Below are 14648 nucleotides of genomic sequence, written 5' to 3' on the forward strand. Positions count from 1 at the left end.
GAGAGTGCTGTTGTAACCATGATCCGAGGACGCGTGGCAACGCGCCGGCATACTATGCGCTGGTCCATTCAGCCGGAGGTAGCAGATGCCCGCAACGCAGCCGGGGAGCGGCTCGACGGTTCGCCGTATTCTCCTCGGTTCCCAGCTTCGCCGTCTGCGCGAAGCGAAGGGCATTACGCGGGAGGAGGCCGGTTACGAGATCCGCGCCTCCGAATCGAAGATCAGCCGAATGGAACTGGGGCGCGTCAGCTTCAAGGAGCGAGACGTGGCTGATCTGCTGACCATGTACGGCGTGGGCGACGAGACCGAGCGGGCGGCCCTCCTGGGCCTCGCGGCGGAGGCCAACGCCCAGGGCTGGTGGCACAACTACAACGACATCCTGCCGAGTTGGTTCCAGGTCTACGTGGGCCTGGAGGAGGCCGCCTCGGTGATCCGCACCTACGAGGTGCAGTTCGTCCCCGGCCTGCTCCAGACCCCGGAGTACGCGCGGGCCGTGGTGATCGCCGGACAACCCTCGGCGTCGGCGGCCGAGGTCGACCGGCGCGTCGGTCTGCGGATGCAGCGCCAGTCGATCCTCTACCGCGACAAGCCGCCCAGGCTCTGGGTGGTGCTGGACGAGGCGGCCCTGCGTCGCCCGATCGGCGGTCGGGACGTGATGCGCGATCAGGTCCGGCATCTGATCGAGATGGCCGCCCTGCCCAACGTGACGATCCAGATCATGCCGTTCAGGTTCGGCGCGCACGCGGCCGAGGGTGGTCCGTTCCTGCTGCTGCGCTTCCCGGAGAGCGACCTCCCCGACGTGGTCTACCTGGAGCAGCTCACCAGCGCGCTCTATCTGGACAAGCGGGACGAGGTGGACGCGTACACCGAGGTGATGGACCGGTTGAGCGTGGACGGCATGCCGCCGGACAAGAGCGTGGATCTGCTCCAGCGCATCCTGAAGGAGAACTGACCGACACACCGTCGGGTACGCCCACCCGGGTGAAGCACCCCGGGCGGGTCGTCACGCCAGCAGGTTGTCGAAGTCCCCGTCCTTGACCCCGAGGATGAGCGCCTCGATCTCGGCGCGCGTATAGATCAGCGCCGGCCCGTCGGGGTGGCGCGAATTGCGGACCGCGACGTCGCCGTCCGGCAGCGCGGCCATTTCGACGCAATTTCCCTGCGAGTTGCTGCGGCGACTCTTCTGCCAGGTGACCCCGTCGAGCGCGGTCGCCGATACCCCGTTGTGCGTTGCCTGCATGACGCTTCTCCTGGACCTCTCGCCGAGCGACCCGACGGCGGTCGCCCGCCCCCCGGTTGCGGCACGTGTCGTTCCTTCGTCCCGGTCCGTCGCAATTTCTTCCAAAACCGGTCCGACTTACGCATGCACGTGCATCTGACCATGCATTTGCAGCGTACAACGGCGATGATAGCGCAGCCGGAGTTCACCCACACGGGAGGGCTCATGCATTCCTCAAGGTTTCAAAGGAAGCGTAAAAGCTGCTTAAGCCGCCGGGGACGAAACGGGCGTAAGAATGCAGAAAACCCGTCGACGGGATCGACGGGTAAACGCTTGGCGCCGTGACTCGGATACCGCCGCATTCGTTGCCGCCGGCGAATGTGAATTAAAACTCGCCGCTTCGCTGCAACACAATGTCGCCACGCAATGCGGTCCCCATATTGCGGAACGTGTGGATCAGCCGCGGATCTCGAACATGGCCCAGACGACCTTTCCGGTGCGTCGGCCCATACCGTTCAACGGGAACCAGCCCCAGGAATCACTGAAGCAGCCCACCAGATACAGCCCGCGGCCCGATTCCTCGTCCTCGCCGCCGGCCTGGGTCTCGGGCAGACTCTCGCCCGGATCCTGCACCGCGCACATGACGCGTTCGCCCTTGCGCAGAAGCGCCAGTTGGATGTTGTGCGCGACGTCCGTCGCGTCGTCGCGGCCCGCACCCAGACCGTGACACAGTGCGTTCGTGACGAGCTCGGACACGACCAGGGCGAGGTCGTCCTCGAGACAGGCGGCGCCCCAGCCGGCGAGCACCGACTGCGTGAAGTCACGGGCGGCCTTGACCGACTCGCGACGTGCGGCGAGGGCTTGTATCGCGATATCGGATGTTGGGCCCATATCCCCGGCCAGAGGCTCCATCCACTGAAACGTCGACGTCCGGAACCCTGCGGGACTCGCGACGGTCATCCGTGCCTCCGAGCGGGTACTGGTCCCCGGCCTGTTGGGAACGCCGCCAGAGGACTCGCCTCACAGAGCGTCCATGCACATGCGCGTGCACATGCACACACTTCATTATGAGGATGCCGACCCCAACTGCAAGACCGGATGCACGTGCATCGACGATTTCTGCGTCTGCACCGCGCCGATGCACGTGCATTTCGATCGACCAAGGGCCGCTTTACACCCGGTTCCCGGACATTCAGGGAACCAGTCTTTTCTTTCTTTTGGTCCTACATCAGGAATAATCCGGACAACCTAGACACACGGTTGACGGACGGTTCCGCTGTGTGGCCGTCGAGCGGTCAGACCGCCGCACCGGACGGTTGCCTCGGCGCCCCCGCGTTCGGGTCGGTGGAGCCGTTGCCGCGCCCTGTGAATTGGATCACCAGCGCGACGCCGGACAGCAGGAAGACCGCCGCGCCCGGGCCGAGCAGCAGCCACGGCATGACCGAGACCTCGGTGTCCTTGTTGGGGATGCTGTCCGCCTTGTCGAAGGTGTCGATGTTGGCGCCGATGTTCTCCACCAGGGCGTTGAACTTGGCCAGGATGCGGTCGGTCTCCGCGAGGCCCTTGCCGACCTTGGGGTACTGCGTGGCCAACTCGGCGGTGAACTGCGGGACGGGCTTGCGCAGGAGCGCGGCCATCGACGGGATGGACTTGGTCTTCATCCCGACGGCCATCTTGCCCAGCGTGTCCAGGTCGTCGTGCGCCTGCTTGTACCCGGCGTCGGTGAAGGTCGGCCGGAACGCGGTGAACATCTTCTCGGAGGCCTTGGTCTTGCCGATCACGCCGGTGGCGAGGGTGCCCACCACCATGCCGAGGCCGACCACCGCGGCGAGCGCCAGGCACACCGTGCTCACCACGGCCCGCGATCCGACGAAGGAGAACAGCAGCCCGCCGGCGCCCACCACGAGCAGCACGATGCCCGGGATCAGATAGAGATAGGTGACCGCGGTGTTCGGCGCGTCCGCGGTGGGGATGTCGTCGGCCTGGCGGAAGTTCCCGGCCTGCGCGTCCATCGTGCCCGCGAGCTTGTTGAACCGCGGCATGATCGTCGGGATCTCCTTGAGCCCCTTGCCGACCTCGGGCGCGGTGGTGCCCATCAGGTTGATCAGCGAGGGGGTGGGAATCCCGGCCTGCTGGGCGAGTCCGGGCAGCGTCTCCGCCTGGAGCTGCTCCAGCATCTCGTTCATGGTCTTCAGGTCGGTGCGGCTCTGCTCGATGGCCTGCGGCGTGAAGGCGGGCCGGAAGGCATTGGTCAGGTCGTCGACGGCCTGCGTCTTCTTCGGCAGGCCGGCGGCCAGCGGGAAGATGATCAGGGCCGCACCCAGCAAGGCGATCAACACCAGCGCCACGTGGCGGTATGCACGCACAGCGGGCTCTCCCTTCGCTTTCCGTTATTCCTCGGATCGTATGGGTGATCGGCTCGATCCCCCAGGACCCGCACGGCGGAAAGCAGCTGTTCTCGTCGGATGTCACTCGGGCAGCCGATCTTCGCAAAGAGCAACCCGCCAGTCAGCTACCGGCAAGTAATGTCATGGGATCGAGATCTCCGGCACATCGGTCACTTCGCCCCCGCGATGCCATGGAAGGGTGCGGCGACACCGGCTAGCGTGCGCCGGCCGGCTCGTGCGAGCGGTGAGGTGTGAACGGAGGTCGCCGGTGGATCTTGAACCGACGGAAGATCAAAAGGCGGTACGGAGCGCCTTTTCGGAGTTCTTCACGGACCGATGCCCGATTTCCGTGGTGCGCGCGGCCGAACCGCTCGGCTTCGCGGCCGATCTGTGGCGGCGCCTGGCCGCGATGGGCGTACCCGGAATGGCGCTGCCCGAAGATGCCGGCGGCGGTGCGAGCCGAGCCGATCTGATCCTGCTGTTGCACGAGGCCGGTCGGGTGCTGGCGCCGGTGCCGTTGAGCGCGCACCTGGCCGCGTCCCGACTGTTGCTCGACACGCCGTGGTGCGCGGGGGTCGCCGACGGCACGCTGATCGCGGCGCCGGCCCTGCGGCCGACCGTGGACGGCCTGGCCCGACTGGTGCCCGGCGGCGCGGTGGCCGATGTGGTGGTGGCGCTCGACGAGGACGAACTGGTCGCGGTACGGGGCGAGGCGCCGATGACCGCGCCGGTCAACCACGCGGCGGCGCCGCTGGCCGACCGATACGTGCGCGACGACCGGGGCGGGCGGGTGGTCCTGGCCCGGGGCGAGGACGCGGCCCGGCGACACGCCGCGCTGCGCCGGGAGTGGCAGTTGTATACGGCCGCCACACTGACCGGGCTCGCCGAGCGGGCGCTGGAGTCGGCGGTCGCGTACACGCTGGAGCGCGAACAGTTCGGCAAGCCGATCGGCGCTTTCCAGGCGGTCCAGCAGGGGCTGGCCGATCTGGTCGGGCCGCTGGACGGGATCCGGCTGCTGACCGCGCGCGCCGCGTGGTGCGCCGACGAGGGCGACCCGGCCGAGGCGGGCCGGCTCGCGGTGATGGCGTTCCTGGCCGCGACGGAGGTGGCCCGGACCACGACCTATCGCGCGGTGCACTTCCACGGCGGATACGGCGTCACCCTCGAATACGACATCCAGCTCTACTTCCGGCGCGCGCGGGGCTGGCCGCTGGTCCTGGGCGATCCGGACGAGGAGTACCGGGCGTTGGCCGACGATCTCTTCGGAGCGGTGGGAGGCGTCTGATGGACTTTCGACCCAAGGAATCGGTCGAGGAGTTCCGGCGATGGATCCGGGGCTTCGTCGCCGAACACCTGACCGAGGACATGATCGAGCGGGCCCGGCGCACCGGCACCTTCCACGACTGGGGGTTCCACCGCGCGCTGGCCGCGACCGGGGTGATCGCCGAGGGCATGGCCGGGCCCGGGCGGGCCGGGGGGCGCGACCCGTTGGAGCTGTACGTCTTCTTCGACGAACTGGGGCTGGCCGACGCGCCGTTCTACGGGCTGGCCAACACCATGCTGGTGGCGGGAGTCGTGGAGCAGATCGGCAGCGCGTTCCATCTCGCCGAGGTACTGCCCCGGTTCCATCGGGGCGAGGCGATCGCGGCGCTCGGCTACAGCGAACCCGGCTCGGGATCGGACGTCGCGGCGGCGGCCACCCGCGCGGAGCGGGTGCCCGGGGACCCGGAGGACGAGCCGGTGTGGCTGGTGAACGGGCAGAAGATGTTCACCACGCTCGTGCACGAGGCCGGCTACGTGATCCTGCTGACCCGCACCGACCCGGACGTGGCCAAACATCGCGGCCTGACCATGTTCCTGGTGCCGACCGACCTGCCCGGCATCTCCTTCCAGGCGGTGGAGACGATGGGCGGCGACCGCACCAACATCACCTACTTCGCCGACGTCCGCGTCCCCGACCGCTGGCGGCTGGGCGAGGTGCACGGCGGGTGGGACGTGATGAAGGTGGCGCTGGCCTACGAGCGGGGCGTGTTCGGCAACATGAACCAGGGCGTGTCGCTGCTGCGCCGGTTCACCCGGTGGGCGACCGAGACCGGGGCGATGGACGACACGGCGGTGCGCAAGCGGCTGGCCCGGATCGCGATCGACAACGAGATCACCGCGCTGCTGGCGCTGCGTCCGGCGCTGATCGCCAGTGCGGGCGGCCTGCCCACCACCGAGGGTTCGATCGCCAAGTTGTACGCGAGCGAGGCGTACAACCGGGCTGCCGAGGCGTGCCTGGACATGGCCGGACCCGAGGGACTATTGGGCGAGCCGGGCGACGCGTGGTTCGTCGACCACGCCGCGCGGGACGCGCCGGTGACCACGATCTACGGCGGGACCAGCGAGATCCAGCGCAACAACATCGCGGAGCACCGGCTGGGGCTGCCCCGGTCGCGATAGGTACGGCGGGACCCGCGCGCGGCGTCGCGCGGGTCCCGTGCCGCGCGGGCGGGCCGCTCCGGGGGCGCGGCGCCCGGTGTTTTACGGATATGACGGGCTCGGCGGGGGTGCCGCCGAACGGGTGGCCGGAAGCGGGCGCGCTTCATGGCAGACTTCGGCACCGTTCACACCGGTGAGCGAAACGGAGTTTCTGCCATGCGGCCGCTGCACGACGAGGACCCTTCGAGCGTTGGCGCCTACCGATTGGTGGGCCGGCTCGGCGAAGGGACCACGGCTCGGACCTATCTGGGCGCCGCGCCCGACGACGCCCCCGTCGTGGTGCGGGTGATCCGGGCCGACCTCGGGCGTGATCCCGCCTTCCGCGTCCGCTTCGGCGAAGAGGTGGACGCCGCTCGGCGGTTGCCCGGTCCGGGCACCGCCGTGGTCCTGGACGCCGACACCACCGGCCGGCAACTCTGGTACGCCACCACGCACGTGCCCGGTCCGACGCTGGCCGAGACGGTCCGTCGGCACGGTCTGCTCCCCGGTCACTCGCTGCGCACGCTGGCCGGTGAACTCGCCGCCTCGCTCGGCCTGTTGCACGCCGCCGGGCTGTACCACGGGCGGCTCGACCCCGGTGCGGTGCGGCTGGATCCGAACGGCCCCCGGCTGCCGCACGTCGGGATCGCGCACGCCTCGCTCGGCTCGTCGGTGACCGCCGACGGCGTGGTGATCGGCACCGTGCTCGACTCCCCCGGCTTTCGTTCGCCGGAGCAGGTACGGGATCTGACGGTGGGTCCGGCGAGCGACGTGTTCTCGCTCGGGTCGGTGCTGGTGTTCGCCGCGACCGGCGCGGGCCCGTTCGACCGGGGCGACGAGCGCTCGCCCGCCGATCGGGTCGCCGAGGGCGAGCCGGAACTGGGCGACGTGCCCGCCTCGTTGCGCGACCTGATCGCGGCCTGCCTGGTCAAGGACCCGGACCGGCGGCCGAGTCCGGACGAGGTGGCCCGGGTCGCGGCCGGCACCGCCGGCCCGAGCTGGCTGCCCGCGGCCACCGCGACGTGGGTGGCCGAACGGGTGGCCAACCCGTGGGAGCCACCCGAGCCGATGCCCGGCAGCGAGCCGTACGCGGCCGACACCGTACCGGCCCCGCCGCCCGGCGCGACCCCGCCGCCGGAGCCGGAGCCCACGACCACGACCGTCGCCTCCCCCGCCGCGCCGCCCGTCCCCGAGCCGGAGTCCGCGCCGCCCGCCACCCCGGCCCGGACCCACCGCGCGGCCCGGGCCGAACCCGCCGTGCCGCCGGCCGGGGGCGAACCGCCCACCCGCGCGCACCGGGCCGCCGGCTCGTCCCGGGCCAAGTCCCGCCGCGGCTTCCTCGCCGTCGCGGCCGGTGCCGCCGTCCTGGGCGGCGGCGGTGCGGCATGGGCGCTGAGCCGGGGCGGCGACAAGACGCCCAAGGCCACCCCGAAGCCGTCGGCGCCGGCGTCGAGTTCGGCGGCACGCACGCCGGGACCGGCCGTGCCCGGCACGGTCCGCGAACTCACCGTGTGGACCACGGAGAGCCTGGTGCCCGCCGCGCTGCTGGGCGAACTGGGCCTGGAGTTCGGCAAAATGGGCACCTCCGGCGCCGGGGTGCGGATCGGCAGTCGGGTGCAGCCGAAGGCCGGCTACACCCAGGCCCTCGAACAGGCGCTGCGCGCGGGTCGCGGGCCCGACGTGTTCGAACTCGACCTGCTCGCCCTGGCCCGGTTCAAGGCCGCCGACCTGGTGATGGACCTGACCCCGTTGCAGAGCCGGTTCGACGGCGGCAGCTGGTTCCCCGCCGTGCGGGCCGCGGTCACCTCGGGGGGCCGGATCATGGCGCTGCCCCTGGGCGCCGGCGTGCCCGTGGTGCTCTACGACAAGGGGCTGTTCCAGGCCGCGCAGGTGGGCGTGCCGACCGACCGGGTGACCTGGGTCGCGGACCTGGAGAAGTTGCGCCAGGCCAACGCGACCAACCCCGACTACCGCGCGCTGTACGTACCCGGCGGGGCCTGGCCGGTGTTGGCCTCGTGCGTGTGGGAGGACGACGGGACCATCGCGGTGCAGGAGGGCGACGCCTGGCGCGGCACGCTCGACCTGCCCGGATCGGTCGAGGGGGCCCGGTTCTTCCGACACCTCCAGTCGTACGCGCCGGACGCGGTCGGGGTGGGCAACGACGACCCGGCGACCACGGCCCGCGTCGCCAAGGGCGGGGTCGCCTCGGTGATCGCCGACGCCTCGCTGTACGACGCGGTGGTGACCGCGAATCCGGCGCTGCGCCCGGTGCTGGGCGCGTTCGCGATCCCCGGCCGCACGGCGGGCAAGCCGGCCGCCGTCGGGGTGCACGGCACGGTCCTGGCGGTGTCGGCCGCCAGCCTGTTCAAGGAGGCGGCGATCGACCTGCTCTCCCTGGTCGCCACCGACCGCTGGCGGGCCCGGATCGCGACGGAGGCCCGGCTGGTCCCGGTCCGCAGCGGCCTGGATCGAGCGGTGCCGTCGGACAATCCGATGATCCAGGCCGCGCTCTCCGCGCTGCCCGTGGGCGGTCGGGCGTATCCGGTCGCCCCGGGGTGGTCGGAGCGTCCGCTGGCCGAACTCTCCCGGCAGACGCTGGCGGGCACCGATCCGCTGGTGGCGGCGGCCGCCGCGAACACGATCGTGGCCCGCGAGTTCGGCGTCGACCCCACCTGACGGATCTCCCTGGCGGCAGAGATCACCGCGCGGCCTAGGGTTTGCGCAGGCATGGCATCCGGCCATGCCTGTCGCCCACTCTCGGAGGAGCCGCACCGTGTCGTCGTGGAACGAGGAACCACCCGCGTCGAGGGACGACGACCCGTCGGCCGAACCACCGCCTCGGCCCACGTACGCCCCGATGGCCGTGCCGCCGCCCCCGGGACAGCCGGCCGGACCGCCCGCGCAGCACCGGCCGGCCGGACCGCCGCCGGGGTACCCGGCCGGGCAGCGGCCCGGACCACCCCCGGCGGGTGGGGCACCGCAGCCGCCGGCCGGTCCCGCGCCCGGCTACCCGGCCGGGCCGCCTCCGCAGTACGCGGCGGGCCAGGCCCCGCGATACTCGCCGGGGCAACCTCCCGGCCAGGCACCGCAATACCCGAACCAGGCACCGCAGTACCCGGCCGGCCAGGGGGCGCAATACGCGGCCGGCGGGCCGTATCCGGGTGCACCCGCCCAGTACCCGGGCGGGCCGCAGTACCCGAACACGCCGCCGGGGAGCCGGGGTCCGCAACCCCCGCGGCCCGACGGCGGGACCTCCCGGCGCCGGGTGATCGTGGCCGGTTCGGTCGCGGCGGCCGTCGCGGCCGGCGGCGGGGTCGCGGCCTGGCTGCTCACCCGGGGCGACGACAAGAGCGCCGCCCCCTCGCCCAAGCCGAACCCGACCACCCCCGCGCCGGTACCGCCGGGGCCGCCGACCGACCCCGAACCGCCCACCACCGAGAGCGGTCCGTACACGCTCACCATGTGGCTGGACAAGCTCTACACCCCGGGCGTCGACCAGGCGAAGACCAACTCCGACCTGGCCGCCGCGCTGGTCAAGGTGGATCCACTCGGCACCGTGCGCGGTGAGGTCCAGGAGTACATCGACCAGACGAAGCTGGACACCGCGCTCGCCGCGGGCAACGGCCCCGACCTCTTCCAGGTGGACAGCCTGGGCCTGGCCCGCCGGGTCAAGCAGGGCACCCTGCTCGACCTGACCCCCTACGCGAAGCGGTTGAACGCGGACGCGTGGCATCCGGCGGCCCGGGCCGCCTGCACCGTCGACGGCAAGCTCTACGCGCTGCCGATGGACGTGTACGCCCCGGTCGTGCTGTACGACAAGCGGCTGTGCGATCCGGCCGGGTTCGTGGTGCCCACCACGCGCGACGAGTGGATCACGCAGTTGGACAAGCTCAAGCAGCACTACGCGAGCGACCCGAAGTTCGAGGCGCTGCACCTGGTCGGCCGGGCCTGGCAGACGATCGCCGCGTGCCTGTACGCGAACGGCTGCGAGATAGCGGTGCGGCAGAACGAGCGCTGGGTCGGGCGACTGAACACCGACGCGGGCCGCGCGGGCATCGCGTTCTTCCAAAAGCTCCAGTCCTATTCGAGCGCGCCGAAGAACGTCGAGGAGTACAAGGACCCGGCCGGCAACATCACCGCCGTGCTCACCGCCGGCAAGGCGGCGATGGCGATCCAGCCGGACTGGGTGGTGGCCGAACTGCTGCGCACCTCCCCCGAGACGGCCCGCAACCTGGGCGCCTTCCCGATGCCCGGGACCACCGCCGGCAAGCCCGCGACGGTCGGCGTGTGGGCCGGTGTGCTGGCCGTGTCGGCGAAGACCGGGCATCCGGTGGGGGCGACCAACCTGCTGCGGGTGATGTCCTCGTCGGTGTGGCAGGAGCGCTGGGCGAACGAGAACGAGACGGTGCCGGCGCTCGGCGGGCTGACCACCACGTCGGGCGCCGCCAACCCGGCCCGGGCCGCGACGCTGACCGCGCTCGCCCAGGGCAAGCCGTACCCGGCCGCGCCGGGCTGGACGGCGGGTCCGCTCAAGGACTTCGCCGAGAACGTGCTGGGCGGCGCCGACCCGGTGGCCGTCGGCGCGGACCAGGACGCGAAGATCGCGGGCACCTTCGTCCGTTACCAGCCCTGACCCGTACCGGATCCCACCGCTCCTCGACCGGGCGGCCGGACGCCGGCCGTCGTGTCACCCACACGGCGTAAGAAATCCTCAAGCGTAAGCCCGTCGCGGTTCCCCGCGGCGGGCTTACCGCATTACCCACCCTCCGCAATCGGACCGGCGCATACCGTCGGGTCACTTCCCCTTCGGGCGACCGGCGGTTTCCGGCTTCGGTGGTACATGTCCGGCCGATCGGTCGCTCTCCGAGCACACGAGGATGCGGTCCGTCATGTCCGGAAGTCCCGACCCCTCCCGGGCCGATCTGCTCCGCGGCAGCCTCGAGGCCGTCGCGCCCGTCGCGCACGATCTGGTCTCGCACTTCTACGCGCTGCTGTTCCTGCGCCGCCCCGACCTGCGCGCGTTGTTCCCGCCGGCCATGGACCACCAGCGCGACCGCCTCCTCGCCGCGCTGCTGCGGGTCGGCGCGGCCGGCGACGAACCGCACGAGTTGCGCCGCTATCTGCGCGGATTGGGCCGGGACCACCGCAAATACGGGGTACTGGACGAGCACTACGACGCGGTCGGCGGCGCGCTGATCGGCGCGCTGGCCCGCTACCTGGGCGAGCGCTGGACGCCCGAACTCCAGGCCGCCTGGGTGGAGGTGTACACGTGGGCGGCGGCGGTGATGATCGAGGCCGCCGCCGACGACGCCGAGGACGCGCCCGCGTGGTGGGACGCGGTGATCACCGCCCACGAGCCGCGCGGCCGGGACATCGCGGTGATCACCGTCGAGCCGGATCGCCCGCTGCCCTACCACCCCGGCCAGCACGTCACGGTGGAGACCCCCTGGTGGCCCCGGGTGTGGCGGCACTACTCGATCGCCAACGCCCCCCGCGTCGACGGCCGGCTGGAGCTGCACGTGCGCGCGGTGCCGGCGGGGTGGGTGAGCAACGCGCTGGTACACCGGGCCCGGGTCGGCGACCGGATCCGGCTCGGCCCGGCGCGCGGCGGCCTGGTGTTGCGCGGCGAGACGCTGCGCCGGACGTTGTGCGTGGCCTACGGCACCGGCCTGGCGCCGATCAAGGCGCTGGTGGAGCACATGGCGCAGCGTCAGCTGGCACACCGTGCGCACGTGTTCATCGGCGCCGAGTATCGGGCGGACCTGTACGACCTGGGCGCGCTGTCCGCCATGGCCGACGTGTACCCGTGGTTGAACGTGATCCCCGCGGTCACCCACGACCGCTCGTTCACGGGCGTCCGGGGCGCGCTGCCCGACGTGCTGGCCAGGTACGGCGACTGGGCGGACCACGACGTGTTCGTCAGCGGGTCGGCGGCGTTGGTCCGGGCCACCGCGCACCGGCTGACCGGCGAATTGGGGGTGGCCCCGCAGCGGCTGCACACCGAGAGCCTGGACGGGTCCGCTCGCGGGACGGTACTGCTTCGGGGCCGCTGAGCCGCGGCGCGTCGGAGCCGGGGGCGTAACGTACTGGTCATCAGGGTCGTGTCGAGTCGTGTCGATACGACCGCTTCGAGCCGCAGGAGCACCCGCATGGTCAGCAAGCCGCCCGTGGACGACGTCGGCGACGAGGGGCTTGTGGTCGGGCCGCCCAAGGAGTACGCGGCCGGGCTGCCGGCCGTCGCCTGGTCGCTGCGCCACGCCGGCCGCCAGATGGGGGTCAAGCGCAGCCTGCTGACCCTGGTCCAGGTGAACCAGAAGCAGGGCTTCGACTGCCCCGGGTGCGCCTGGCCCGAGCCGGACCACCGCAGTGTCGCCGAGTTCTGCGAGAACGGCGCGAAGGCGGTCGCCGAGGAGGCCACGGTGCGCCGGGTGGGCGCCGACTTCTTCGCCGCGCACCCGGTCGCCGAGTTGGCCGACAAGTCGGACTACTGGCTGGGCCAGCAGGGTCGGTTGACCGAGCCGATGTATCTCGCCGAGGGCGCCTCGCACTACGCGCCGATCTCGTGGGAGGACGCGTTCGGCGTGGTCGCCGAGGAGTTGGCGGCGCTGGACTCGCCGGACGCGGCGGCGTTCTACACCTCGGGCCGCACCAGCAACGAGGCCGCGTTCGTGTACCAGCTGTTCGTCCGCGCGTTCGGCACCAACAATCTGCCGGACTGCTCCAACATGTGCCACGAGTCCAGCGGTTCGGCGCTGACCCAGACGCTCGGGGTCGGCAAGGGCAGCGTGTCGCTCGAGGACCTGTACCGGTCCGACCTGATCTTCGTGGTGGGTCAGAACCCGGGGACCAACCACCCCCGGATGTTGTCCGCGCTGGAGAAGGCCAAGCAGGCGGGCGCCTCGATCGTGGCGGTCAATCCGCTGCCTGAGGCCGGGTTGTTGCGGTTCAAGAATCCGCAGAAGGTCTCCGGGATGCTCGGGTCCGGCACCCCGCTGACCGACGAGTTCGCGCAGATCCGGGTGAACGGCGACCTCGCGCTGTTCCGGGCGCTGAACCGGCTGCTGCTCGAAGCCGAGGACGCCGCGCCCGGCACCGTGCTCGATCGCGATTTCATCGACGAATACGCGCACGGGTTCGAGGAGTTCGCGGCCGACGTGCGGACCACGCCGTGGGCCGACGTGCTGGAGGCGACCGGGCTTTCCCGCGAACAGATCGAGCGCATCCACCGGCGGGTGCTCGGCTCGCGGCGGATCGTGGTGTGCTGGGCGATGGGCCTGACCCAGCACAAGAACTCGGTGCCGACGATCCGTGAGGTGGTCAACTTCCTGCTCCTGCGCGGCAATGTGGGCCGGCCGGGCGCGGGGGTGTGTCCGGTGCGCGGGCACAGCAACGTGCAGGGCGACCGCACGATGGGCATCTACGAGAAGCCCGCGCCGGCGTTCCTGGACGCGCTGGAGCAGGAGTTCGGCTTCGCGCCGCCGCGCGCGCACGGGCACGACGTGGTGGACACGATCCGGGCGATGCGCGACGAGAGCGTGAAGGTGTTCGTCGCGGTGGGCGGCAACTTCGTCTCCGCGACGCCGGACACCGCCGCCACCGAGGCGGCGCTGCGGGCCACCCGGCTGACCGTGCAGGTGTCCACCAAGCTCAACCGTTCGCACGCGGTCACCGGGCGGCGCGCGCTGATCCTGCCCACCCTGGGTCGGACCGAGCGGGACCAGTTCGTCACGGTCGAGGACTCGATGAGCGCGGTGCACATGTCGCGCGGCAAACTGCCGCCGGCCTCGCCGCGGTTGCGCTCGGAGGTGGCGATCGTCTGCGGGCTGGCCGAGCGGGTGCTCGGTGACCGGGTGTCGGTGCCGTGGCGCGACCTCGCGCGCGACTACGACCTGATCCGGGACCGGATCGAGCGGGTGATCCCGGGCTTCACCGACTTCAACCGCCGGGTGCGCGAGCCCGGCGGGTTCGTGTTGCCGCACGGGCCGCGCGACGCGCGGCGGTTCCCGACCACCACCGGGAAGGCCAACTTCTCCCGCAACGAACTCGCCGTGCTGCGGGTGCCCGAGGGTCGGTTGATCCTCCAGACGGTGCGCTCGCACGACCAGTACAACACCACCATCTACGGCCTGGACGACCGGTATCGCGGCATCAGGCAGGGTCGCCGGGTGGTGTTCGTCAACCCCGTCGACCTGAGCACGCTGGGCCTCGCCGACGGCGCGCTGGTCGACCTGGTCAGCGAGTGGCACGACGGGTCGGAGCGGCGGGCGGAGGCGTTCCGGGTGGTGTCCTACGACACCGCCGCGGGCTGCTGCGCGGCCTACTTCCCCGAGACCAACGTGCTGGTGCCGCTGGACAGCACGGCCGACGAGAGCAACACCCCGACGTCCAAGTCGATCGTGGTCCGGTTGGAGCCGCACGCGCGCTGATTGTTGGGCGCTTCGCGCCGGCTCGCGAGGGACCACTTTTTCTTTCCCCCGCTTCGCTCCTCCAAGAAAAAGCGGCCCCTCGCTCGGGGCCGTGCGCCCCTCCGCTTCGCTCCGGGTCGCCCAGCCCACACTTCGCGGCTCCGCCGCTCTCCGCGC

Annotated in this window: 10 protein-coding genes; 7 read left to right on the plus strand and 3 right to left on the minus strand. The window is 71.5% G+C overall.

The features are described from left to right. Positions 1-85 precede the first annotated feature (85 nt). Positions 86-952: a Sco1979 family transcriptional regulator gene (locus EMA17_RS48735; RefSeq protein WP_126643644.1), complete on the plus strand. Its 867-nt coding sequence runs from the start codon at positions 86-88 to the stop codon at positions 950-952. Positions 953-1003: 51 nt separating this feature from the next. Here the strand turns inward: EMA17_RS48735 and EMA17_RS48740 are convergent, their stop codons facing one another. From EMA17_RS48740 to EMA17_RS48750, 3 genes are all read right to left on the minus strand, one after another. Next, positions 1004-1240: a DUF397 domain-containing protein gene (locus tag EMA17_RS48740; RefSeq protein ID WP_020554482.1), complete on the minus strand. Its 237-nt coding sequence runs from the start codon at positions 1238-1240 to the stop codon at positions 1004-1006. Between the two features lie 435 nt (positions 1241-1675). After that, the gene (locus EMA17_RS48745; protein ID WP_126643645.1) at positions 1676-2131 is read right to left on the minus strand and encodes an ATP-binding protein; all 456 of its coding nucleotides are present in this window, start codon (positions 2129-2131) and stop codon (positions 1676-1678) included. Between the two features lie 383 nt (positions 2132-2514). Continuing rightward, complete coding sequence (locus tag EMA17_RS48750; protein WP_126643646.1) at positions 2515-3585, minus strand: hypothetical protein; 1071 nt, start codon at positions 3583-3585, stop codon at positions 2515-2517. Positions 3586-3874: 289 nt separating this feature from the next. Here EMA17_RS48750 and EMA17_RS48755 point away from each other — a divergent pair, with 289 nt between their 5' ends. From EMA17_RS48755 to EMA17_RS48780, 6 genes are all read left to right on the plus strand, one after another. After that, entirely contained in the window at positions 3875-4891 is a 1017-nt protein-coding gene (locus EMA17_RS48755) for an acyl-CoA dehydrogenase family protein (protein ID WP_160161848.1), read from the plus strand. Beyond that, positions 4891-6048: an acyl-CoA dehydrogenase family protein gene (locus tag EMA17_RS48760; protein ID WP_126643648.1), complete on the plus strand. Its 1158-nt coding sequence runs from the start codon at positions 4891-4893 to the stop codon at positions 6046-6048. Before EMA17_RS48755 ends, EMA17_RS48760 begins: the two co-directional genes overlap by 1 nt. Positions 6049-6243: 195 nt before the next feature. After that, a complete protein-coding gene (locus EMA17_RS48765) occupies positions 6244-8742 on the plus strand; it encodes a serine/threonine-protein kinase (RefSeq protein ID WP_160161849.1) in 2499 nt (832 codons plus the stop codon). Positions 8743-8839: 97 nt separating this feature from the next. After that, complete coding sequence (locus EMA17_RS48770; RefSeq protein WP_126643650.1) at positions 8840-10699, plus strand: extracellular solute-binding protein; 1860 nt, start codon at positions 8840-8842, stop codon at positions 10697-10699. A gap of 256 nt (positions 10700-10955) precedes the next feature. Then, a complete protein-coding gene (locus tag EMA17_RS48775; protein WP_126643651.1) occupies positions 10956-12119 on the plus strand; it encodes a globin domain-containing protein in 1164 nt (387 codons plus the stop codon). Between the two features lie 96 nt (positions 12120-12215). Then, complete coding sequence (locus EMA17_RS48780; RefSeq protein WP_126643652.1) at positions 12216-14492, plus strand: FdhF/YdeP family oxidoreductase; 2277 nt, start codon at positions 12216-12218, stop codon at positions 14490-14492. Positions 14493-14648 lie beyond the last annotated feature (156 nt).

It is taken from the genome of Embleya hyalina (assembly GCF_003967355.1).
Taxonomy (GTDB): domain Bacteria; phylum Actinomycetota; class Actinomycetes; order Streptomycetales; family Streptomycetaceae; genus Embleya; species Embleya hyalina.